General features: G+C 71.7%; 23 protein-coding genes and 1 pseudogene. 16 read left to right on the plus strand and 8 right to left on the minus strand.

The genetic code is table 11. The features are described from left to right. Window positions 1-55: 55 nt before the first annotated feature. From ACFWYS_RS20820 to ACFWYS_RS20860, 9 genes are all read left to right on the plus strand, one after another. A complete protein-coding gene (locus ACFWYS_RS20820; protein WP_384770772.1) occupies window positions 56-1,192 on the plus strand; it encodes a ParA family protein in 1,137 nt (378 codons plus the stop codon). After that, on the plus strand, window positions 1,177-1,824 hold the full coding sequence (locus ACFWYS_RS20825) for a hypothetical protein (protein WP_384770775.1): 648 nt from the start codon (window positions 1,177-1,179) through the stop codon (window positions 1,822-1,824). Before ACFWYS_RS20820 ends, ACFWYS_RS20825 begins: the two co-directional genes overlap by 16 nt. Window positions 1,825-1,842: 18 nt before the next feature. Then, a complete protein-coding gene (locus ACFWYS_RS20830; protein WP_384770778.1) occupies window positions 1,843-2,955 on the plus strand; it encodes a segregation and condensation protein A in 1,113 nt (370 codons plus the stop codon). After that, a complete protein-coding gene (scpB, locus tag ACFWYS_RS20835) occupies window positions 2,952-3,605 on the plus strand; it encodes an SMC-Scp complex subunit ScpB (RefSeq protein ID WP_384770781.1) in 654 nt (217 codons plus the stop codon). Before ACFWYS_RS20830 ends, scpB begins: the two co-directional genes overlap by 4 nt. Continuing rightward, the gene (locus ACFWYS_RS20840; RefSeq protein ID WP_384770784.1) at window positions 3,605-4,726 is read left to right on the plus strand and encodes a pseudouridine synthase; all 1,122 of its coding nucleotides are present in this window, start codon (window positions 3,605-3,607) and stop codon (window positions 4,724-4,726) included. The genes scpB and ACFWYS_RS20840 overlap by 1 nt, the downstream gene beginning before the upstream one ends. A 253-nt stretch (window positions 4,727-4,979) precedes the next feature. Further along, window positions 4,980-5,528, plus strand: coding sequence for a TIGR03086 family metal-binding protein (locus ACFWYS_RS20845; RefSeq protein ID WP_384770786.1), 549 nt, complete (start codon window positions 4,980-4,982; stop codon window positions 5,526-5,528). 118 nt (window positions 5,529-5,646) lie between these two features. Next, complete coding sequence (locus ACFWYS_RS20850; RefSeq protein WP_384770789.1) at window positions 5,647-6,384, plus strand: NUDIX domain-containing protein; 738 nt, start codon at window positions 5,647-5,649, stop codon at window positions 6,382-6,384. Next, window positions 6,381-7,403 carry an ADP-ribosylglycohydrolase family protein gene (locus ACFWYS_RS20855; RefSeq protein WP_384770793.1) on the plus strand — a complete coding sequence of 341 codons (1,023 nt, stop codon included), beginning with the start codon at window positions 6,381-6,383 and terminating at the stop codon, window positions 7,401-7,403. Before ACFWYS_RS20850 ends, ACFWYS_RS20855 begins: the two co-directional genes overlap by 4 nt. 3 nt (window positions 7,404-7,406) lie before the next feature. Next, window positions 7,407-8,156: a DNA polymerase beta superfamily protein gene (locus ACFWYS_RS20860; RefSeq protein ID WP_384770796.1), complete on the plus strand. Its 750-nt coding sequence runs from the start codon at window positions 7,407-7,409 to the stop codon at window positions 8,154-8,156. Here ACFWYS_RS20860 and ACFWYS_RS20865 read toward each other — a convergent pair. Genes ACFWYS_RS20865 through ACFWYS_RS20880 form a run of 4 tightly spaced genes read right to left on the minus strand, consistent with a single transcriptional unit; the run spans window position 8,082 to window position 10,575 of the window. Continuing rightward, window positions 8,082-8,825: a DNA polymerase beta superfamily protein gene (locus ACFWYS_RS20865; protein ID WP_384770799.1), complete on the minus strand. Its 744-nt coding sequence runs from the start codon at window positions 8,823-8,825 to the stop codon at window positions 8,082-8,084. The genes ACFWYS_RS20860 and ACFWYS_RS20865 overlap by 75 nt on opposite strands. A 22-nt stretch (window positions 8,826-8,847) precedes the next feature. Next, entirely contained in the window at window positions 8,848-9,264 is a 417-nt protein-coding gene (locus tag ACFWYS_RS20870) for a Rieske (2Fe-2S) protein (RefSeq protein WP_384770802.1), read from the minus strand. Further along, window positions 9,261-9,845, minus strand: coding sequence for a DUF6529 family protein (locus ACFWYS_RS20875; protein ID WP_384770805.1), 585 nt, complete (start codon window positions 9,843-9,845; stop codon window positions 9,261-9,263). The genes ACFWYS_RS20870 and ACFWYS_RS20875 overlap by 4 nt, the downstream gene beginning before the upstream one ends. A 55-nt stretch (window positions 9,846-9,900) precedes the next feature. Then, window positions 9,901-10,575 carry a hypothetical protein gene (locus tag ACFWYS_RS20880; protein WP_384770807.1) on the minus strand — a complete coding sequence of 225 codons (675 nt, stop codon included), beginning with the start codon at window positions 10,573-10,575 and terminating at the stop codon, window positions 9,901-9,903. A gap of 241 nt (window positions 10,576-10,816) precedes the next feature. On the opposite strand from ACFWYS_RS20880, the gene aroH reads away from it, so the two are divergent. From aroH to der, 5 genes are all read left to right on the plus strand, one after another. Further along, the gene (gene aroH / locus ACFWYS_RS20885; RefSeq protein ID WP_272116468.1) at window positions 10,817-11,185 is read left to right on the plus strand and encodes a chorismate mutase; all 369 of its coding nucleotides are present in this window, start codon (window positions 10,817-10,819) and stop codon (window positions 11,183-11,185) included. Beyond that, window positions 11,182-12,267, plus strand: coding sequence for a prephenate dehydrogenase (locus ACFWYS_RS20890; RefSeq protein WP_384770811.1), 1,086 nt, complete (start codon window positions 11,182-11,184; stop codon window positions 12,265-12,267). Before aroH ends, ACFWYS_RS20890 begins: the two co-directional genes overlap by 4 nt. Window positions 12,268-12,376: 109 nt before the next feature. Further along, a complete protein-coding gene (gene cmk, locus ACFWYS_RS20895) occupies window positions 12,377-13,063 on the plus strand; it encodes a (d)CMP kinase (protein WP_384770813.1) in 687 nt (228 codons plus the stop codon). A 53-nt stretch (window positions 13,064-13,116) separates the two neighbouring features. Next, a complete protein-coding gene (locus ACFWYS_RS20900; RefSeq protein WP_384771210.1) occupies window positions 13,117-13,704 on the plus strand; it encodes a lysophospholipid acyltransferase family protein in 588 nt (195 codons plus the stop codon). 80 nt (window positions 13,705-13,784) lie between these two features. Then, window positions 13,785-15,263, plus strand: a complete 1,479-nt coding sequence (gene der / locus ACFWYS_RS20905) for a ribosome biogenesis GTPase Der (RefSeq protein WP_384770816.1) — start codon at window positions 13,785-13,787, stop codon at window positions 15,261-15,263. Between the two features lie 50 nt (window positions 15,264-15,313). On the opposite strand, the gene ACFWYS_RS20910 is transcribed toward der, so the two are convergent. Then, a complete protein-coding gene (locus ACFWYS_RS20910) occupies window positions 15,314-15,664 on the minus strand; it encodes a hypothetical protein (RefSeq protein ID WP_384770819.1) in 351 nt (116 codons plus the stop codon). Between the two features lie 158 nt (window positions 15,665-15,822). Then, entirely contained in the window at window positions 15,823-16,605 is a 783-nt protein-coding gene (locus ACFWYS_RS20915; RefSeq protein WP_384770821.1) for a hypothetical protein, read from the minus strand. Window positions 16,606-17,143: 538 nt separating this feature from the next. Between ACFWYS_RS20915 and ACFWYS_RS20920 the strand changes: the two genes are divergently transcribed. Both ACFWYS_RS20920 and ACFWYS_RS20925 read left to right on the plus strand, forming a co-directional pair. Next, window positions 17,144-17,833 carry a transglycosylase family protein gene (locus ACFWYS_RS20920; protein WP_384770822.1) on the plus strand — a complete coding sequence of 230 codons (690 nt, stop codon included), beginning with the start codon at window positions 17,144-17,146 and terminating at the stop codon, window positions 17,831-17,833. Between the two features lie 114 nt (window positions 17,834-17,947). Continuing rightward, window positions 17,948-18,370, plus strand: a pseudogene (locus ACFWYS_RS20925) (transglycosylase family protein); the annotation flags it as partial. 70 nt (window positions 18,371-18,440) lie between these two features. Here ACFWYS_RS20925 and ACFWYS_RS20930 read toward each other — a convergent pair. Together ACFWYS_RS20930 and ACFWYS_RS20935 are read right to left on the minus strand one after the other, a co-directional pair. Further along, a complete protein-coding gene (locus ACFWYS_RS20930) occupies window positions 18,441-19,118 on the minus strand; it encodes an ATP-binding cassette domain-containing protein (RefSeq protein WP_384770825.1) in 678 nt (225 codons plus the stop codon). Then, window positions 19,115-22,225 (minus strand): ATP-binding cassette domain-containing protein, encoded by a 3,111-nt coding sequence (locus tag ACFWYS_RS20935; RefSeq protein WP_384770828.1) that lies wholly within the window; start codon window positions 22,223-22,225, stop codon window positions 19,115-19,117. Before ACFWYS_RS20935 ends, ACFWYS_RS20930 begins: the two co-directional genes overlap by 4 nt. Between the last annotated feature and the right edge of the window lie 10 nt (window positions 22,226-22,235).

The following is a 22,235-nucleotide window of genomic DNA, read 5'->3' on the forward strand; positions in this document are numbered from 1 at the left end:
GGTAAGACGACTTGTGAATGAGTCGACATTTTCTCCCGGGGGTGGTCAACCAGGAATGCCTGTACGGGGCCAGGGTCCCGCGGGATTCGAGGCTGTCGGCTCCGTCGCTGTCCGAACCTTCGCAGCCCAGCAGAGCCAGACCAGCCCCCGCACGGCTCTGTCAGCAAACCAGAGCATGGATGGCCATCACGTGAACGCCATGGCCGGCGACGGAAGTGGCGCGCCCCACAACCCACTCGCCGACTACGACGAACTGCCCGACGGGCACTTCTACGATCCCGACGCGGAGTACGAGCCCGACCCCGAGTACGCGGCCACGCTCGCGCCCGACGCTGCCCGGCAGCGCCGTGAGCGCATCGGCCCGACCGGGCGTCCGCTGCCGTACTTCCCGATCCCGGGTCCGCTGACCGACCACGGTCCCGCGAAGATCATCGCGATGTGCAACCAGAAGGGCGGCGTCGGCAAGACGACGTCGACCATCAACCTGGGTGCCGCGCTCGCGGAGTACGGGCGCCGGGTCCTGCTCGTCGACTTCGATCCGCAGGGCGCGCTGTCGGTCGGTCTCGGCGTCAATCCGATGGAGCTCGACCTCACCGTCTACAACCTGCTCATGGAGCGGGGCATGTCGGCGGACGAGGTGCTCCTGAAGACGGCGGTCCCCAACATGGACCTGCTGCCGAGCAACATCGACCTGTCGGCCGCAGAGGTCCAGCTCGTCTCCGAGGTCGCGCGCGAGTCGACGCTGCAGCGCGCCCTGAAGCCGCTGCTGCCCGACTACGACTTCATCGTGATCGACTGTCAGCCCTCGCTCGGCCTGCTCACGGTCAACGCGCTGACGGCCGCCCACAAGGTGATCGTGCCGCTGGAGTGCGAGTTCTTCGCGCTGCGTGGTGTGGCGCTGCTGACCGAGACCATCGAGAAGGTCCAGGAGCGGCTCAACCCGGATCTGGAGCTCGACGGGATCCTCGCCACGATGTACGACTCGCGCACCGTGCACAGCCGTGAGGTGCTCGCGCGTGTCGTCGAGGCCTTCGACGATCACGTCTACCACACGGTCATCGGGCGCACGGTCCGCTTCCCGGAGACCACGGTCGCCGGTGAGCCGATCACCACGTACGCCTCCAACTCCGTCGGCGCCGCCGCCTATCGCCAGCTCGCCAGGGAGGTGCTCGCCCGGTGTCACGCCGAGTGAGTCTGCCGGGGGCCGACGAACTGTTCCGTACGACAGGGGGTATGGCGCTCCAGCCGTCCACTCCCCGGCGCCCGGTCAACGGCGAGGCCCGGGTGCCGGCTCCCGCGGGGGAGAGTGACGCGGCCGCCGCCGCCGAGGATGCGCCGCAGTCGGTGCCCGTACAGGGCGGCGACGGCGACGGTGCGGAACATGTGGCCGCCGACACGGAGTCCGTCGACGCCGGGGAGTCGCGCAGCCGGGCCGCCGCCGCGGAGCGCTCCGCCCGGCGTCAGGAGGCGCAGGAAGGTTCTGCCGGTTCCGCCGGTGCGAATGCCTCCGGCGGTTCCGCCGCATCCGGTTCCGGTTCCGCTGCCGCTTCTGCCACTGCCGCTGCTTCCGCCGCGCCGCGCAAGCGCGGGCGGGCGGCGGCGCGGCGGCCCAGCGGGCGTGAGCGGCACGACGAGAAGATCACCGTGTACGTCTCCGCCGAGGAGCTCATGGACCTGGAGCACGCGCGTCTGGTCCTCCGGGGCGAGCACGGGCTGGCCGTGGACCGCGGGCGGATCGTCCGTGAGGCGGTGGCCGTGGTGCTCGCCGATCTGGAGAGCCGCGGCGACGCCAGCATCCTCGTACGACGGCTTCGCGGGCGGTAGCGGTAGCCTGCGGGGGCTATGACCTCGAACGACGTTCCCGCCCGCGGCACCGGTACCTCCGGTGGTCGTCGGCGTGCGCTGGGGCGAGGGCCGGGCACGGCGCCCGTGACCGCGCCGGTCGCGGTTCCCGCGGAGCCGGCGCCCGAGGTTCCCGAGGTCGTGGTCCCGGAGCCAGAGCCGGAGCCAGAGCCGGAGCCGGATCCGCAGGTCGTCGTACCGGAAGCGGAGCCCGAATCCGAGGTGGCCGCTCCCGAGGTGGCCGCCCCCGACGCGGCCGGCCCCGAGCAGGAATCGGCACATGAGGCCGGTGACGGCGATGACGACGGTGTCTTCAAGGTCCGGCTCTCCAACTTCGAGGGCCCCTTCGACCTCCTCCTCCAGCTGATCTCCAAGCACAAGCTCGATGTCACCGAGGTCGCCCTGTCCAAGGTGACCGACGAGTTCATGGCGCACATCAGGGCGATGGGGCCGGACTGGGACCTGGACGAGACGACCGAGTTCCTCGTCGTCGCGGCCACCCTGCTCGACCTCAAGGCGGCCCGCCTCCTGCCCTCGGCCGAGGTGGAGGACGAGGCCGACCTCGCGTTGCTGGAGGCACGGGACCTGTTGTTCGCGCGGCTGCTGCAGTACCGGGCGTACAAGCAGATCGCCGACATCTTCAGCCGGCGGCTCGACGACGAGGCGCGGCGCTATCCGCGGACCGTCGGACTCGAACCACACCATGCCGAGCTGTTGCCCGAGGTGGTCATCAGCATCGGGGCGGAAGGATTCGCCAAACTCGCCATCAAGGCGATGCAGCCCCGGCCCAAGCCGCAGGTGTACGTCGATCACATCCATGCGCCGCTGGTCAGCGTGCAGGAACAGGCCGGGATCGTCGTCGCGCGGCTGAAGGAGCTCGGCGAGGCCAGCTTCCGGGCGCTCATCGAGGACACCGCCGACACCCTCACCGTCGTGGCGCGATTCCTGGCGCTGCTGGAGCTGTACCGCGAGAAGGCCGTGGCCCTCGATCAGGAGACGGCGCTCGGGGAGCTCGTCGTGCGGTGGACCGGTGGGGACGGGCAGGACGCACCCCTGGTGACCGACGAGTTCGACCGGCCGCCCGAGCAGCCGAAGGAGGAGAAGAAGGCGTGAGTGAGGAGACCACCGAACTTCCGGCCGGGCTGCGTACCGTCGCCGACCTCGACCTCAAGCCCGCCCTGGAGGCGATGCTCATGGTCGTGGACGAGCCCGCGACCGAGGAACACCTGGCGAAGCTCCTGGAGCGGCCCAAGCGGCAGATCGCCGGGGCCCTCAGGGAGCTCGCCGACGAGTACGTCATCCAGGGCCGCGGCTTCGAGCTGCGGTTCGTCGCGGGCGGCTGGCGGTTCTACACCCGGCCCGAGTACGCCGCGGCCGTGGAGCGCCTGGTCCTGGACGGGCAGACCGCCCGCCTCACCCAGGCCGCCCTGGAGACGCTGGCCGTCGTCGCCTACCGTCAGCCGGTCAGCCGCAGCAGGGTCTCGGCCGTGCGCGGAGTGAACTGCGACGGTGTGATGCGCACCCTCCTCCAGCGCGGGCTGGTCGAGGAGGCGGGCGCGGAACCCGAAACAGGTGCGATCCTGTACAGGACGACGAACTACTTCCTGGAGCGGATGGGCCTGCGCGGTCTGGACGAGCTCCCGGAGCTCGCGCCCTTCCTCCCGGAGGCGGAGGCGATCGAGGCCGAGACACTGGAAGGAGTCCCGTCGTTCGATCCGGACGCTCCGGATTCCGAGGACGCAGACGACAAGACGGAACTTTGATGCGAAGCAGCAGCGGCAGGAACAGCAGCGGAAACAACGGCGGGAGCCGTGGTGGCAACAGCGGCGGCCGCGGCGGGAGCAGCGGTGGTCGCGGTAATTTCCGTGGCGCCGGTAACAACCGCGACGACAAGCAGGGCGGCCGGCCGAAGAAGCCGCGCCCGGAGGAGCGGCGCTACGACGTAGGCCCCGCCGGCAACCAGGAAGGCCCGAAGTCGGGGCGTGGCGCTTCGGCGCGGGGCGGTGCCAAGGGCGGGCCCAAGCAGGGCCAGGGCACCGGGCGGGGCCGTTCGGCTCCGGCAACCTCCCGCGAGTACGACGCGCGGGCCGAGGAGCGCAACCGCGAGCGCTACGCGGGCAAGAAGGATGTCAAGCTGCCCAAGACCTTCCCGGGCGCCGAGCAGGAGGGCGAGCGGCTGCAGAAGGTGCTCGCGCGGGCCGGCTACGGCTCCCGGCGTGCCTGTGAGGAGCTCGTCGAGCAGGCGCGGGTCGAGGTCAACGGCGAGATCGTGCTGGAGCAGGGCAAGCGGGTCGACCCGGAGAAGGACGAGGTCAAGGTCGACGGGCTGACGGTGGCGACGCAGTCGTACCAGTTCTTTTCGCTGAACAAGCCCGCCGGTGTCGTGTCGACGATGGAGGACAACGAGGGACGTCAGTGCCTCGGCGACTACGTCACCAACCGCGAGACCCGGCTCTTCCACGTCGGTCGGCTCGACACCGAGACCGAGGGCGTCATCCTGCTCACCAACCACGGCGAGCTGGCGCACCGGCTGACCCACCCCAGGTACGGCGTGAAGAAGGTCTACCTCGCGCACATCGTGGGCCCCATCCCGCGTGACCTGGGCAAGAAGCTCAAGGACGGCATCCAGCTGGAGGATGGGTACGCCCGCGCGGACCACTTCCGGGTCGTCGAGCAGACCGGCAAGAACTACCTGGTCGAGGTGACCCTCCACGAGGGCCGCAAGCACATCGTGCGGCGCATGCTGGCCGAGGCCGGCTTCCCGGTCGACAAGCTGGTGCGGGTCGCCTTCGGGCCGATCACCCTCGGCGACCAGAAGTCGGGCTGGCTGCGGCGGCTGTCGAACACCGAGGTCGGCATGCTGATGAAGGAAGTCGATCTGTAAGTCGATCTGTCGTTGTGCCGTAAGCGCACGCGCGTGTGGAGGCCGGTTCCGGGTGATGCCCGGGACCGGCCGATTCGTTTTCGCCTCCCGGCCGGTCTGTATCCATGACGGAGGGAGCGGGGATGAGGACGACGGACACGGGCCGCGAGGAGTTCGCGGGGCCGGAGAACACCCATGAGGTCATCCGGGAGGCCATCCAGGATGCCTCTCAGACGGCCCCTGAGGGGCCCCAGAGGGCCTTGTGGGGCCTGTCATGAACTCCGGGGAGCTCCTGGAGCGTTCGCTCGCCTACGCGCTCGGCAGCGTCGCCGATGCGGACGGGGTGAACCCGGGGCGCGGTACGCCGTGCGCGCAGTGGGACCTGGGGGAGCTGCTCGGGCACCTCGACGACTCGCTGGACGCGTTGTACGAGGGCCTGACCGGCGGGCGGATCGGGCTGGTCGCGCCCGACGCCGACCGGGCCTGCGGCTTCCGTACGCGCGCGTGCGCGGTGCTCGGTGCCTGGGCGGCCGGGCCGCCGGAGTCGGCGCTCGTGGGGGAACGGCCGCTGGACGTGCGGGTGATGGCCGCCGTGGGGGCCGTCGAGATCGCCGTGCACGGGTGGGACGTCGCTCAGTCCTGCGGTCGGCCGCGGCCGATACCCGGTGCGCTCGCGGCCGAGCTGCTGCCCGTCGCACGGTGCGTGGTCGCGGAGGCGGACCGGGGCGTCCGGTTCGGCGCGCCGGTCGCGGTGCCCGTGGGGGCGGGGCCCGGGGAGCGGCTGCTGGCCTTTCTGGGGCGGAGCGGCTCGGCGGCGGGGTGAGACGGGGTTCCTCGGCGGGGCGGCGCGGATTTGCCTTCCGTTGGGTTGTGCAACCCGTCCGCCCTCTTTATAGTCGGAGTGACTAATAGTCGTTCCGACTATAAAAGAGGTGAGCGGTATGCCGGGACCCACCGTGCCCGAGGGCTACGACAAGTACGCCCACGAGCCCTTCGCCGTCACCGCCGACCTCGCGGTCCTCACCATCCGCGACGGCGTCCTGCACGTGCTGCTCGTCGAACGCGGGCAGGAGCCGTACAAGGGCCACTGGGCGCTGCCCGGCGGTTTTGTGCAGCCGGACGAGTCGGCGGAGACGGCGGCCCGGCGTGAACTCGCCGAGGAGACCGGCCTGTCGGACGTCTCGGGGCTGCATCTGGAGCAGCTGCGGACCTACAGCGAGCCCGACCGCGACCCCCGGATGCGGGTGGTGACGGTCGCCTTCACCGCGCTGCTGCCCCACCCGCCCGAACCGCACGGCGGCAGTGACGCGGCACAGGCCCGCTGGGTGCCGTACGGCAAGGCGGGGCCGCTCGCCTTCGACCACGACCGGATCCTGGCCGACGCCCACGACCGCGTCGGCGCCAAGCTGGAGTACTCCAGTCTCGCCGCGGCCTTCTGCCCGCCCGAGTTCACGCTCGGCGAGCTGCAGCACGTGTACGAGGTGGTGTGGGGCACCGTCCTGGACCGGCCCAACTTCCGCCGCAAGGTGCTCGCCACGCCGGGCTTCGTCGAGCCCGTGCCCGGCGCCGCCCGGCTCACCGGCGGCCGCGGCAAACCGGCCGCGCTGTACCGCGCGGGCACCGCCACCGCCCTCCACCCGCCCCTGCTTCGGCCGACCCCGGAAGGACGCCCCGCATGACCATGACCACCGTTCGCAAGCGCGCCGCCACCGGCTCCCTGCTCGGCCTCGCCCTCGGGGACGCGCTCGGCTTCCCGACCGAGTTCAACGACGTGCCGTCGATCCTCGCCAAGTGCGGTCCCTGGCGCGAGATGGAGCTGCCGACGCCGGCGATCGTCACCGACGACACACAGATGACGCTGGCGTTGGGGAAGGGGCTGCGCACGGCGATGGACCGGGGTCTGCTCGCGCCGCAGCGGCTGGAGCGGCCGGTGCGCGAGGAGTTCGTCGACTGGTACCAGTCACCGGAGAACAACCGCGCGCCGGGCCGGACCTGCCTGGTCGCCTGCAATCTGCTGAAGGACGAGCGCAGGCTCTGGCAGGACGCCAGTCAGATAGGCTCCAAGGGCTGCGGCGCCAACATGCGCGTCGCTCCGATCGGGCTCGTCCCGGGCCTCAGCGACGAACAGCGCGCGGGCGCCGCCCAGTTGCAGTCCGCCCTCACCCACGGGCATCCCACGGCGCTCGCCGCGTCCGACCTGACCGCACACGCCGTACGCCTGCTCGCGCAGGGCACCGAGCCGGCCGCACTGGTCGAGCTGCTGCGGTCGTACGCCCGGGAGAACCGCGCCCGCTACCACGAGCGCTGGCTCGGCGACCTGTGGACCCGCAGCCAGGACCCCACGCCCGAGCACTTCATCGCGCGCGGCTGGGACGAGTGCCTGCAGATCCTGGACCGCCTCCAGGACGCCGTGCACACGGCCTCGCCCGAGACCGACCCGTGCCTGGCCACCGGCGCGGGCTGGATCGCCGAAGAGGCCCTGGCCACCGGGCTGTTGTGCTTCCTGTGGTTCCACGACGAGCCGCTGACCGCCCTGCGCCGGGCCGCCTGCACCTCCGGCGACTCGGACTCGATCGCCTGCCTGACGGGCGCCTTCGCGGGCGCCTGGCTGGGGGACGACGCCTGGCCGACGGAGTGGGCGGACCGGATCGAGTACCGGGGCGACCTGCTGACCCTCGGGGCGCTCTGGGACGCTTGACGGATGATCGAGGCCCTGGACATCGACCTCGCGCCCGTCGTCGCCGAGCAGCCCGACCCGGTGCTGTTCGCGACCGTCTCCGGCGCGCACCTGTACGGCTTCCCGTCCCGTGACTCGGACGTCGACCTGCGCGGAGTCCATCTGCTGCCGACCGCCGACCTCGTCGGTCTGCGGGAGCCGGACGAGACGCGGTCGCGGATGTGGGTGCGGGACGGCGTCGAGATGGACCTGGTCACGCATGACCTGCGCAAGTTCGTACGGCTGATGCTGCGCCGCAACGGCTATGTCCTGGAGCAGCTGCTCTCACCGCTCGTCGTGCACACCACCGACGCCCACCGGGAGCTGGCCGACCTCGCGCCCGGCGTGCTCACGAGCCTCCACGCCCATCACTACCGGGGGTTCGCCACCACGCAGTGGCGGCTGTTCGAGAAGACCGGGGAGCTCAAGCCGCTGCTGTACACCTTCCGGGTGCTGCTCACCGGCATCCACCTGATGCGTTGTGGTGAGGTGCAGCCGCATCTGCCCACGCTGATCGGGGAGGTCGACGCCCCCGCCTATGTGCCGGAGCTGATCACCGCCAAGGCGGAGCAGGAGCACGGAGCCGCCGACGTCGACCACGCGCGCGTGGCGGCCGACGTCGAGCGGCTGCACGCCGTGCTGGACGAGGCCCAGGCGGCCTCAGCGCTGCCCGACGCCCCGGGCGTCCACGACGCGCTGCACGCCTTCGTCGTACGGATCCGGCTGGAGGGCTGAGGCGCGGCGGACGCGGATCAGGAAGTCCTCCACGCGGTGGCGGTCCGGTTCCGGCGGGAGAGGGCTGTGCCGGGTGGCTTCCTCCGCCTCGTTCGCCAGGCGGGTCATCCGGGACTCGACCTCCGGCCAGGAGACCTCGCCGCGCTTGACCGCGAGCAACGGCTCGCGCGCGTCACCCACGTCGATCGTCAGACGGCCGGTGCGCAGCAGGTCGCGGGCGCTGGCCAGGAGGCGCAGCAGATGCATCGCGTGCTTCCAGCGCGGGGCGCCGTGCACCCGGACGTCGGCCTCCAGCTTCTTGCGCTGGCCCAGCGCGTAGCGCGTGAACGTCTCATGGGCCCGGCGGGACAGGAACGCCTCGCGCAGCGCGAGGAGCTCACGGCCGGTGTCGTCGACCTGCTCCACGAGCGGGGAGTGCAGGCACTCCAGGATGTTCGGGTTGGCCCGCAGGGCCAGCTCGCAGAAGCGCTCCAGTTCCCAGCTGAACTGCTCCTCCCGAGGGCCTTCGACATGCGTCGGCGGCTTGTCGAAGCGCCAGAACAGGGGAGTGGGGGCGAGGAACACGCCCCGGCGGTCGGTGTCGCTGCCGTCCGTCGCCAGACCGAAGGCGCGCGAGCCCATCACACAGGCGTAGATCGTGTGGTCGCGTACCAGGGTCTCGGGATGCATGGCCCGGAGCGTACGCGGCGGATCACGCGAGGAGGATCGAATTTCCCTGCACGGTGATCTTCTTCTCGGGCAGCGGCTGGGTCGCCGGTGGGTGGGCCACCGAGCCGTCCGTGATGTTGAACTTGCTGCCGTGACAGGGGCAGTTGATCGTGCCGTCCGAGACGCTGGTGAGCGTGCACTGCCGATGCGTGCAGATGGCGGAGAAGGCCTTGAACTCGCCGGCCTTCGGCTGGGTCACCACCACCTCCTGGTCCTTGAAGATCGTGCCGCCGCCCTCCGGGATGTCGGCCGTGGCGGCCAGCTTCGCGCCCTGGCCGGTCGCGGTGGCCGCGGTCGAGTCGCCGTCGCCGCCGGAATCACCGCAGGCCGCGACGAGCGCCACCGCGCCGGTCGCGCCTGTGGCGACGAGGATCGTGCGCCGCGTCGGACGGTTGCTCATGTCGTCACTCCGAAAGTGCGGAAGAACCAGAGGGCGGAGGTCAGCCAGATGACCGTGAGAACGGTGAAGACCAGCCCGCCCACGAGGGGCAGCAGCCAGCTCGGAAGTCGCTCCGAGCGGAGCAACAGCATCTTTGCACTGAAAGCACCGAAGAAGAAGCAACCCAGGACGGAGTGAAGGAAAACGCGTATTTCGTACGTCTGGTAGCCCATGGCGTACAGGCAATGCACGGCCACGGGGACGGCGAGCAGGAACGCGACGCGGCCCGACCAGCGATGCAGCGCGGCCGACCAGGCGGGCCCCCGCACCTTGCCGTACAGCATGAGCGCGGACACCACCTGGACCAGCGCGAAGAAGACCGCCGCCGTGGCCAGCCAGGACTTGACCGCGCCGGTGCTGCTGAACCCGGCGAGGTTGAAGGCGGTGCCCGTCGGGTCATGGACCTTGCCGTACACCCCGAGGCCCACCGCGACCGCGCAGGCGACCAGCGCCGGGACCAGATAGCGGGCCGCGCCCGGGCGGCGGTGGCCGGGCTGCGAGGACGGGAAGTCCTGGGTGACGGCGTTCGGGTCGACGGTCATGATCGACTCCCGTGAAGGGTGGGATCGATGGGATCGATGGGATGGAGAAGAGATGTCAGGGGGCGGCCGGGCGGGCCGTGAGTTCCTGGCCGTCGACCGTCACGACGCCGGTCTCCGGGTCGATCTCCGGGGCCGCCGAGGGCTCGTCGTCGCGGGTGAGGACGCCGACCTGGCGGCCGTCCCGCAGCACGATCCAGCCGCCGTCGACCTTGGCGCCGCGCACCGTGGCGGTGGCCCGGTACAGGCCCGACGGCTTCTTCGTCCGGTCGGCCGTGAAGGCGTAGTGCCCGCCGTCGATGTCGACCGTGCCGCGGATCCGCCTGCCCTCCTTGAGGGCGCCGTTCAGGACGGAACCGTCCTTGCCGGTGAGCCGCATGGTCCCGTCGTCGTTCACGTCGCCCTTGAGCCAGGACTCCTTGTCGCGGCCGTCGCAGAAGTACGCGATCGCCTTGCCGTCGCGCAGGGTGACGGCCACGGCGGAGGAGTCGTCGTCGGTACGGCCGGCGTACCCGGCGTCCGGGACGGGCGTCTTCGACGGTGACGGCGACGGGGCCGTCCGCGTGGGTGTCGGTGACGGGGTCGCCGCGGGCGACTGTTTCGTGGTGTCCGGCGTGCCGTCCGCGGACGAGGAGGACGCGTTCTTCGTCCCCGTCGTCGCGTTGAGCGACAGCATGAACACGCCGACCAACAGTCCCGCGAGAAGGGTGAGCAAGGGTCCGGGACGCTTCATGAGGCCTCCCCCGAGGCGAGCTTGCTGCCCATGAGAGCGGAGCCGTGGCCCCGCGTCCAGAGGCGTACGGAGGTGTTCGCGGTCCGGTAGCGAAATCGGGATGGACGGGTGACATTGACTCAAAGCCGACCCGGCGCGGGCCGGGGTGTCTCAGCGGGCGGGCGACCTGCGTCCGCCGTACGCGGGCTGACTAGGCTGGACGGCCGTAGAGCCGATCCGTACAGCAGCAAGGAGCACAGCCGTGGCGGTACGAGCGGTCCGGGGGGCCGTCCAACTGGAGCGGGACGAGGCCGGCCACATGGACGAGCAGGTAGGAGCCCTGCTCACCGCGATCCTGGAGCGCAACGGCCTGAGCTCGGACGACCTGATCAGCATCTGGTTCACGGCCACGCCCGATCTGCACAGCGACTTCCCGGCGGCCGCCGCCCGCAAGCTCGGCGACGGCTTCGCCGACGTGCCGCTGATCTGCGCCCAGGAACTCGACATCGAGGGCGCCATGCCGCGGGTCGTGCGGGTCCTCGCGCACATCGAGTCCGACCGGCCCCGCGCCGACATCGCCCATGTCTACCTCGGTGCCGCGGCCGCCCTGCGCAAGGACATCGCCCAGTGAGAACCGCACTCGTCATCGGCACCGGCCTCATCGGTACGTCCGCCGCACTCGCCCTGGCCCAGCGCGGCGTCGCCGTCCACCTCGCCGACCACGACCCCGAGCAGGCCCGTACGGCCGCAGCGCTCGGCGCCGGTACCGATGAGGCGCCCGAGGGCCCCGTGGACCTCGCGATCGTCGCCGCCCCGCCCGCGCACGTGGCCGCGGTGCTCGCCGACGCCATGCGCCGGGGTGTGGCCCGCGGCTACATCGACGTGGCCAGCGTCAAGGGCGGGCCACGCCGTGAGCTGGAGGCGCTCGGGCTCGACCTGTCGTCGTACATCGGCACCCACCCCATGTCGGGCCGGGAGAAGTCCGGTCCGCTGGCCGCGAACGGCGACCTCTTCGAGGGCCGGCCCTGGGTGCTGACACCGACCCGCGACACCGACACCGAGGTGCTGAACCTCGCCCTGGAACTGGTCTCGCACTGCCGCGCCGTGCCGGTCGTGATGGACGCCGACGCCCACGACCGCGCGGTCGCGCTGGTGTCCCACATGCCCCACCTGGTGTCCAGCATGGTCGCCGCCCGTCTGGAGAACGCCGAGGAGGCGGCCGTACGGCTGTGCGGCCAGGGCATCCGGGACGTGACCCGGATCGCCGCCTCCGACCCCGGGATGTGGCTGGACATCCTCGCCGCGAACCCGGGACCCGTGGCCGACCTGCTCACGGACGTCGCCGGGGACCTTGAGGAGACGGTGCGGGCGCTGCGGGCGCTGCAGTCCTCCGACGAGGCGAAGCGGCTGGAGGGGACGTCCGGGATCGAGGACGTGCTGCGCCGGGGGAACGCGGGACAGGTCCGGGTACCCGGCAAGCACGGTGCGGCTCCTCGGGCGTACGAGGTCGTGGCCGTGCTCATCGACGACCAGCCGGGACAGCTGGCGCGGATCTTCGCGGACGCGGAGCGCGCCGGGGTCAATATCGAGGACGTGCGCATCGAGCATGCGACGGGGCAGCAGGCCGGTCTGGTGCAGCTGATGGTGGAGCCGAAGGCCGCGCCGGTGCTGTCGGCCGGGCTGCGGGAGCGGGGCTGGGCCATCCGGCAGTAGGGCGCCGAGCAGCGCGCGGCCGGACGAGTGACTCGTACCCAGTAACCTTGTGCGGGGCGCCTTCGCGTCCCCACACTCCCGACACACCGCACCAGGAAGGTGTCCCCCCGTGGAAAACGGTGCCGCCAAGCCCGTGATTGTCGCCATCGACGGCCCCTCCGGCACGGGCAAGTCGAGCACGTCGAAGGCCGTCGCCTCGCAGCTCGGGCTGAGCTACCTCGACACCGGAGCCCAGTACCGGGCGATCACCTGGTGGATGGTGAACAACGGGATCGACATCGCCGACCCGTCCGCGATCGCCGACGTGGCCGGCAAGGCCGAGATCGTCTCCGGCACCGACCCGGCGGCCCCGACGATCACCGTCGACGGCACCGACGTGTCCGGTCCGATCCGCACCCAGGAGGTCACCTCCAAGGTCAGCGCGGTGAGCGCCGTACCGGAGGTCCGCGCGCGGATCACCGAACTGCAGCGCTCGCTGGCCACCTCCGCGGAGGTGGGCATCGTCGTCGAGGGCCGTGACATCGGTACGACCGTGCTGCCCGACGCCGACCTGAAGATCTTCCTCACCGCCTCGCCGGAGGCCCGTGCCGCCCGGCGCAGCGGTGAGCTGAAGGGTGCCGACGTGCACACCACCCGCGAGGCGCTGATGAAGCGGGACGCTGCCGACTCCAGCCGCAAGACCTCGCCGCTCGCCAAGGCGGACGACGCGGTCGAGGTGGACACCACCGAGCTCACGCTGCAGCAGGTCATCGAGTGCGTCGTCACCCTCGTCGAGGAGAAGCGAGCCGCGAAGTGACTGTTCCGTCGGAGCGGGGTGCCGAGGTCGGGCGGCGCATCGGCGTCGGCCTGATGTTCGGGCTGTGGCGGCCGCGCGTCCTGGGTGCCTGGAAGGTGCCCGCGAGCGGGCCGGTGATCTTCGCGGTCAATCACAGCCACAACATCGACGGACCGATGGTGATGGGCGTCTCGCCCCGCCCCGTGCACTTCCTGATCAAGAAGGAAGCGTTCATCGGCCCGCTCGACCCCTTCCTGACCGGCATCGGTCAGCTGAAGGTGGACCGTCACTCCGCCGACCGCACCGCGATCACGCAGGCGCTCGACGTCCTCAAGGACGGCGGGGTCCTCGGGATCTTCCCCGAGGGCACCCGGGGCGAGGGCGACTTCGCCGCACTGCGCGCCGGGCTCGCCTACTTCGCGGTGCGCAGCGGGGCACCGATCGTCCCGGTCGCGGTACTGGGAAGTTCCGAGAAGCGGGGACGGTTGATAAAGGGGCTGCCTCCGCTGCGCCACCGCGTCGACGTCGTCTACGGCGACCCCTTCGATGCCGGCGACGGCAGCGGACGGCGCACCCGCAGGGCGCTGGACGAGGCGACCGAGCGCATCCAGAAGCAGCTCACCGAGCACCTGGAAAACGCCAGGCGACTGACCGGTCGCTAGGCGACACTGAGTAGTGGATCAACCGGGAGACACCCGGGCGTTCCACCGATCACCACGATGAACGACGAGGTACGGACTTCATGAACGACCACATCCACTCCGAGGGCTCGCTCGAAGAGCACGACCACGGAGAGCTTGGCGACGCCGAGTACGCGGAGTTCATGGAGCTCGCCGCGGAAGAGGGCTTCGACCTTGAGGACGTCGAGGGTGCCATCGAGGCGGCCGGCCACGGTCCGCTGCCCGTCCTCGCCGTCGTCGGACGGCCCAATGTCGGCAAGTCGACTCTCGTCAACCGCATCATCGGGCGCCGCGAGGCCGTCGTCGAGGACAAGCCCGGCGTCACCCGCGACCGCGTGACCTACGAGGCCGAGTGGGCCGGCCGCCGCTTCAAGGTCGTCGACACCGGCGGCTGGGAGCAGGACGTCTTCGGCATCGACGCCTCCGTGGCCGCGCAGGCCGAGTTCGCCATCGAGGCCGCCGACGCCGTCGTGTTCGTCGTCGACGCCAAGGTGGGCGCCACCGACACCGACGAGGCCGTCGTACGACTGCTGCGCAAGGCCGGCAAGCCCGTGGTGCTGGCCGCCAACAAGGTGGACGGGCAGAGCGGCGAGGCCGACGCGTCCTATCTGTGGTCGCTGGGTCTCGGCGAGCCCCACCCCGTCTCCGCCCTGCACGGCCGTGGCACCGGCGACATGCTGGACGCCGTCCTGGAGGCGCTGCCGGAGGCGCCGCGCGAGGCGTTCGGCGGGGGCGGCATCGGCGGCCCGCGCCGTATCGCCCTGATCGGCCGCCCGAACGTCGGCAAGTCCTCCCTGCTGAACAAGGTGGCGAACGAGGAGCGCGTCGTCGTCAACGAGCTGGCCGGCACCACCCGTGACCCGGTCGACGAGCTCATCGAGCTGGGCGGCGTCACCTGGAAGTTCGTCGACACGGCGGGCATCCGCAAGCGCGTCCACCTCCAGCAGGGCGCCGACTACTACGCCTCGCTGCGCACCGCGGCCGCCGTCGAGAAGGCCGAGGTCGCGGTCATCCTGATCGACGCCTCCGAGTCCATCTCGGTCCAGGACCAGCGCATCGTGACGATGGCCGTCGACGCGGGCCGCGCCATGGTCATCGCCTACAACAAGTGGGACACCCTCGACGAGGAGCGCCGCTACTACCTGGAGCGGGAGATCGAGACCGAGTTCGGGCAGGTGGCGTGGGCGCCGCGGGTGAACGTCTCCGCACGCACCGGCCGTCACATGGAGAAGCTGGTCCCCGCGATCGAGGCCGCCCTCGCCGGCTGGGAGACCCGGGTCCCGACCGGTCGTCTCAACGCCTTCCTCGGTGAACTGGTCGCGGCCCACCCGCACCCGATCCGCGGCGGCAAGCAGCCCCGCATCCTCTTCGGCACCCAGGCGGGCACCAAGCCCCCGCGGTTCGTGCTCTTCGCGTCCGGCTTCATCGAGGCGGGCTACCGGCGCTTCATCGAGCGCCGGCTGCGCGAGGAGTTCGGCTTCGAGGGGACGCCGATCCATATCTCGGTGCGGGTGCGCGAGAAGCGCGGCAAGAAGAAGTGACCGACATGCGTGAGGGGCGGCCCGCACCGGGCCGCCCCTCACGCATGTGCTCAGCCTCTGCGGGCCGGCGGCAGCGCGGCCGGGACGTGCTGCATCCCCGAGCCCTGCGGGCCGATGTGCCCGACGCGCTGCCACTGCGGCTGCTGCGTGCTGCCGTGGCGGGCGCTGTGGGCCCCCGCGCTGTAGGCGGAGTACGAACTGCTGAACGACCCCGGACGGTGGCCGCCGTACGAGCCCGTACTCCGCGGAATGTTCCCGAACGCGGTGAACCCCAGATCCTCCTCCCCGCTGCGGTCACCCGGCAGCGAGCGGAAGGACTTGACGTACTCGGCGTAGAGCGCGTCGTAGATCGGCGTGGCCGATGAGCCGCCCTGAAGGCGGGGAACGTCGTATGGATGCACGTATGTCCAAACGACCCGGCGCTGGAAGGGATGCGGCTGGGCGAGGCCCCAAAGGGGCGCGGGGCCGCAGCGATATGCGGCTCCGCCGCGTGGGCGCGACGGGCCACAAACGGCCCGCAGCCGCCGAATGACACGCAGTCTCCGTTGAACAGGCGTTCTCACGTCCCCGCAAGAGGCAGCGCCGCCGCGACCAGCTTTCCGTTCGCCGCGGCCTTGTCCAGGGCGTCCCGCAGCAGGTCCTCCCTGGGCTGACGTCCGATGGAACCCACCGGCGCGGCGAACATCAGCACCTGCTGGTGCTTGTTCGCGGCGGCCCGCCATCCGTCCGTCACCAGCAGCGGCTGATGCGCCTGCCACCACGCGACCGGCTGCCCGCCATTCGTGCCGGGCTGCAGTACCGCGTGCAGCTGACCCATGGCCAGCAGCACGGACCAGCCGTGCAGCACCGGCGGCACGTCGGAGAGTTCCGTCGCCGGCATGAATCCCTGTTCGATGAGCAGCGGCAGGAAGTCGTCCCCGGCCGCGATCGCCCCGGGCCGCACGATGGGGCCGGTCGGCTCGACGACCAGCGCCGGATGCAACTCCCCGGCGATCAGCACCAGTCCGCTGGTCACTCCGAGCACCGCCTGCTCGGGCACGATCGTTTCCGGCTCCAGGTCGACCCGGTCGCCGGTGATGGACTTCACGGCACCCTGGAGCTGTGCCTCGGTGACCTGGACGACCTGCGAGGGCAGGCAGGTGGCGTGGGCGAAGGCGAGGACGGCGGTCTCGTCGCCGATGAACAGGACGGTGCTGGTGCGCTCCTGTTCGGAGTCGCCAGGGGTGCGGCAGGACGTGCAGTCGTAACTGCCGGGTGCGTTCTCTCCGGCGAGCAGCCGGTCGGCTTCCTCGTCGCCGATCTCGGCACGTACCTCGTCGCTGACATCGAGCATGCGCGGCACGGGTGGCTCCCTCGGGATGTGATGCGTGGCGGGGCCGGGTGGTCCCGGTCCGTGAACCGGGTCGGTCCCGGGCTCATGAAGGAGACAACGGACGATCTGTGGCGGGAGTCACGCACCACGACGAACGGAATCGAACCATCCAACGCATACGGTCACCTCGGGTGCGGAATCGCCTACTTACCGTCAACTCCTTGGAACCCCAAGGAAGTTGGTTGGGTGGGGTGCGTCACAGATCGCCGGGGTGACTGGTCGATAAATCCGGAAATCAGCGAATGAAGTGGGTGGCCGGAAATCGCCGATACCGGAGGTAACGGCGAACTGGCCTGGAATGACAAGGAGTTGGTTGATACCACCCGCTCGGCATCCCTACATTCCTCGGCCGTGTGCAACGAGCACCGCTCGGGAACGTCCGCCGACCGCACCAGCCAGCATGCAGCACGACCTTCCGGCGGACGGGGCGGGCGCGACTCACACGCCACATGGCGTGCGGAGCCGCGTTCCGCCTTGGGGGACCCCGAGTCCTTCGAGAGGGAACTACATGTCCGAATGTGCCGATACCACTCACGGCAACGCTCGTAAGACGCAGCAGGCTCCGAACCGGAGCCGGACTCGTACGACGGCGGTCCTCGCCGGGGCGGCACTGCTCGCCCCGCTCGGACTGCTGGCCGCAACCGGCAACGCCGCAGCGGCGGACAGCGGAGTGTGGGACCGCATCGCCCAGTGCGAGAGCGGCGGCAACTGGCACATCAACACCGGCAACGGCTACTACGGCGGGCTCCAGTTCGCCTCCTCCACCTGGCGCGCGTACGGCGGAACGGCCTACGCGTCGACGGCGGACCGGGCCGGCAAGGCCCAGCAGATCGCGGTGGCCACCAAGGTCCAGCGCGCCCAGGGGTGGGGCGCGTGGCCCACCTGTTCGGCCCGGGCCGGAGCGTACGGGAGCGCACCCGCGGCTTCCGCCGCCGGCTCGACGGCCTCCTCCTCCACCAAGGCGGCCCCGTCGACCACGAAGGCGGCCCCGTCGGCTCCGTCGAAGACGCCGGAGCGTTCGTCGGGCAACACGACCCGCGGCGCGTCCCGCGGTGACTACACCGTCCGTGCGGGCGACACGCTGAGCGGAATCGCCGCCCGGCACGGGACCACCTGGCAGCGGATCTACGCCGCCAACAAGGCCGTCATCGGCGGTGATCCCCATCTGATCGTGCCCGGGCAGCGCCTCGAACTCTGAGCGTCACTCCCTGCCTGGGTACGGGGCCCCGCCCGGTCCGCCGACCGGGTGGGGCCCCGCGCCCCTCGGACGTGCCTCGGCGGCTGACCGCAACAAGCCGCCTAGCGTGCTCATATGAAATGCACACCGCTCGCGCTCGTCATCGCCGGCACCCTGTTCACTGCCGTTGCCCCGGCAACGGCACACGCGGCGCCCGCCCCGTACACGCCACGCGCGATCCAAGTGGCACCGCCTAAACCGGCCCCCGGACCGCCTCCCAAACAGATGTCGCTCGGCTGTACCAACGATCAGTGGCCCTGGGGATGCGTCGCCCAGTGCGAGAGCGGCGGCAATTGGCACATCAACACCGGCAACGGCCACTACGGGGGGCTGCAGTTCTCGCAGCGGACCTGGGTGGGCTTCGGCGGCGGGAAGTACGCCGCGCGCGCCGACCTCGCCACCCGTCAGCAGCAGATCACGATCGCCAAGAAGGTGGTGGCCGTGCAGGGATGGGGAGCGTGGCCGCACTGCTCCAGGCGGTACGGGCTCTTCGGCCGCACGCTCCTGGGCCGTACGGTCACAAGCAGACGCAGCATCACGGAGCGGCTGATCTCGGACACGTCGCCGCTCATCCGGAAGGGCTCGACCCGGTTCGGTGCGCTGCACGGCGCTCCCATTCACCCGCCTCTCCGCTGAACACGACCGCGCCACGGCGCAGTTCGTGAACGAGTGCCGCCCGGCCGCGCAGTCCGGGCGGCACTCGTTGCTCGGCGACGACCACGCAGGCGTCGAGTTCGCTCAGCAGTTCGTACGTACGGGCCGCGACCGTGGGCGACATGCCCTGTGCGGGCTCGTCGACGAGCAGTACGCGTGCGCGTGCCAGCAGGGCGCGGGAGAGGGCGAGCATGCGCTGCTCGCCGCCGGAGAGCGTGCCGGCACGGCGTGCCAGGAGGGGCCCGAGCGCCGGGTAGACGTCGAGGGCGATGTCATACGTACGGGCCGCGAGTTCGAGGTTCTCGCGGACGGTGAGGGAGCCGAACACGGCCTGGCGCTCGGGGACCAGGCACAGTCCGCGCCGTGCCCGTTCATGGGCGGGCACCCGGGTGATGTCGGTGCCGTCCCACACCACCGAGCCACCGGACAGCGGCACCACTCCCGCCAGGGCGCGCAGGGCGGTCGTACGGCCGGAGCCGTTCCGGCCCAGCAGGACGGTGAGGCCGGGGCCGGGGGCGGCGACCGTGATGCCGTGGAGGGCCTCCAGGGGGCCGTAGCGCACGCGCGCGTGGCGCAGGGAGATCGTCGTCATGCCGGGGGCTCCTGGACGGCTGCCGCGTTCAGTACGCGGTCCGGTGGGCCGGAGGCGACGATGCGGCCCGCCGCCATGACATGCACGGTGTCCGCGAGGTCGGCGACCAGGTCGAGGTCGTGCTCGACCACGAGCAGGGCGGTGCCGTCGGCGGCGAGGGCCTTCAGGATCCGGGTCAGCGCGGTGACCTCGGCGGTGTCGAGGCCGGCGGCGGGTTCGTCGAGCAGCAGTACGCGCGGGCTGCCGGCGAGGGCCCGGGCCAGTTCCACGCGGCGGAGCGTGCCGGTGGGCAGGCCCGCGGCGGGCAGGGAGCGGACGGGGCCGTCCAGGGCGAGGAGTCTGAGGGCGCGTTCCACGGCCGACGGGTCTTGGACTCGGCCTTGCTCGGCGCCGACGCGGACGTTCTCGGCGACGGTCAGTGAGGGGAACACGGCCAGTTGCTGGAAGGTGCGGGCGATGCCGAGGCGGGTGCGGGCGTGGGCGGGGAGACGGGTGATGTCGCGGGGGCCGAGGAGGACTTGGCCGTGGGTGGGGCGGTGGGTGCCGGCGAGGCAGTGGAACAGGGTGCTCTTTCCGGCGCCGTTGGGGCCGATGATCGCGGTGACCTGGCCTGGTGGGACGGTGAGGGTGATGTCTTCGAGGGCGGTGAAGGTGTCGTAGCGGGCCTGGAGGTTGTGGGTGGTGAGGGTGGCTGTGTTGGGTGGGGGTGGGGGTGCGTGGGGGTGTACTCGGCCTTCGGCCTCGTCCGGATTCCCACCCGCACCGCCCGTGCGACTTTCGTTGTCGGGTGCGGGTGGCCCTTGCGGGGGCTCAGCGCCGTCGGCGGGTGTGGCGGGTGTGGCGGGTGTGGCGGCTGCGGCTTCGCCTGCGGCTGCCGGGGCTGTGCCGTCCGCGCCTGCGCCTGCGTCTCCGGCTGCCTTGGCAGCGTCGGAGGTGTCCGCGGTTGTGCTGGCTGCGGCGGTGTCGGCGGCGGCTTCGACGGTGTCGGCGGCTGCGGTGGCCTCGGCAGTCTCGGTGGCGTCGGTGGCTGTGCTGGCTTTGGCGGTATCGGCCGCTGCGGCGGCCTTGGCAGTGCCAGAGGCGTCGGCGGCTGTGCTGGCTTTGGCGGTGTCGGCCGCTGTGGTGGCTGTGCTGGCTGTGGTGGGTCGGTCGGGGTGTTGGCGGGGCGTTCTGAAGGGGGCTGCCTGCTTCGCTCGGTGTGTCGTGGCCGGGTAGCCCGAGGCTGTCAGGCCTGTCAGTGTCGGCTGGGGCGCCGCCGCTCGCTCCGCCGGGCGCAAGGTTCTTCGGATCTGAGTCCCCAGCCCGGTCAGCCTTGCCTTCCGCCTTCCCGTCGCCGCCCGCAGCGCCTCGTACGGTCCTCCGGGGAAGCGGCCCACCAGCACCGCCAGCACGCCGATCAGGGCCGCCGCCACCCCGCCCCGGGCCCCCGCGTCGAGGCCGACCAGGAGGGCCGCGGCGAGCAGGGCGCCCAGGGTGCTGTCGGCGCCCAGGACGACCACCGCGGCGAACCAGAGGAGGCTGCGGACGGGGTCGTAGGCGGCGGGGTCGAAGGCGCGCAGTCCCATGCCGAGCAGGCCGCCGCCCAGGGCCGCCAGGGCGGCGCCCGCGACGAAGGCCAGGAGCTTGAGGGAGGGGACCTGGACGCCCGCCGCCGACGCCCCGGACTCGTGGTCGCGCATGGCCGCGAGGGCCCGGCCCGTGCGGCCCCGGCGCAGCAGCCAGGTCGTCAGCAGCGCGGCTGCCAGGACGCACAGCTCCAGTACGTAGTACGCGCGGTCGCCCTCGAAGCCCGCCGGGCGGCCCAACGACAGGCCCGAGATCGCGTACGGCTGGGCGAAGACGAAGCGGCTCACCGCGACGCCCACCGCGAAGGTGGCCAGGGCGAGGGCCAGGCCCCGGCGGCTGATCGCCGGCCAGCCCGTGAGGAGGCCCAGCGGGGCCACCAGGACGACCGCCAGGGCGAGCGCCGCCAGCTCCGGCAGGCGGGGCAGGCCGGGGAAGCGGCCCGCTGCCAGCAGGGCCGTGAAGAGGGCGCCGAGGCCCGCGCACGCCGCCTGGCCGAGGGAGATCTGGCCGCCGCGGCCGGTGACCACCACCAGGGACAGCAGCACCACGGCCAGCGCCGGCACCTGTACCGACGTATGCAGGTCGGAGCCCGCGAAGCCGAGGGGGAGCAGGAACAGCACCGCCGCCACGATCCAGGCGCCCGGCGGGGTCGGTACGCGCGCGGTGGCCGTGCGGGGGAGGGCGTCGCGGGTGCCGACGCCGGGGAGGGCCAGGGCCGCGATCAGCAGGGCCACCACGAAGAGGTTGGTGCCGACCGCCTGGAGCAGGGGCGCGCCCCAGCCCGAGGGGTGCAGGCGGGTCAGCTGGCTCTGGGCCACGCCGATGGCCAGCGCGGTCACGACGGCGAGCGGAAGGCTGCGCATCCTCGCGGCCACCGCCACCGCGACCACCTCCATGACCAGCAGCGGCATGCCGTACGGGTCGAGGCGGACGTACGGCGCCAGCAGTACGCCCGTCAGGCCCGCCGTGAACGAGCCGAACGCCCAGCCCGCCGCCGCGACGCGGTCCGCGTCGATGCCGCCGAGGACGGCCAGTTGCCGGTCGTCCACCACCGCGCGCAGCTCCCGGCCGAAACGGGTGAAGCGGATCACCGCGCCCACCCCCGCCGCCAGCAGCAGAGCCACCGCCAGCTGGCCCCATGGGTCCGCCGACACCAGTTCCGGCGCGTCGTCCCGCGCCCCCTGGCCCCACAGCAGCGCCGCACCGCCCACCAGCAGCACGAACACCCCGATGGACGCCACCAGGGTCTGCGCCGGGTCGCTGCCCAGGACCGACAGGGGCCGGAAGACGAACCGTTCCAGCACCACGCCGATGCCGGGCGCCAGGACCAGCAGCGTCACCGTCGCGCCCGCCCACAGCGGCCAGCCCCACTCCACCACGCACTGGCGCAGCACATACGCGCACACCATCGCGATCGCCCCGTGCGCGAAGTTCAGCACCCCGGTCGCGCGGTACGTCACGATCAGGCCGATCCCGGTGAGCGCGGCGGCGCTGCCGACCGACAGTCCGGCCAGGGTGAGGTCGTACGTCAGGGAGGACATCGGCCGTCCG

The organism is Streptomyces sp. NPDC059010 (genome assembly GCF_042740355.1).
GTDB lineage: Bacteria > Actinomycetota > Actinomycetes > Streptomycetales > Streptomycetaceae > Streptomyces.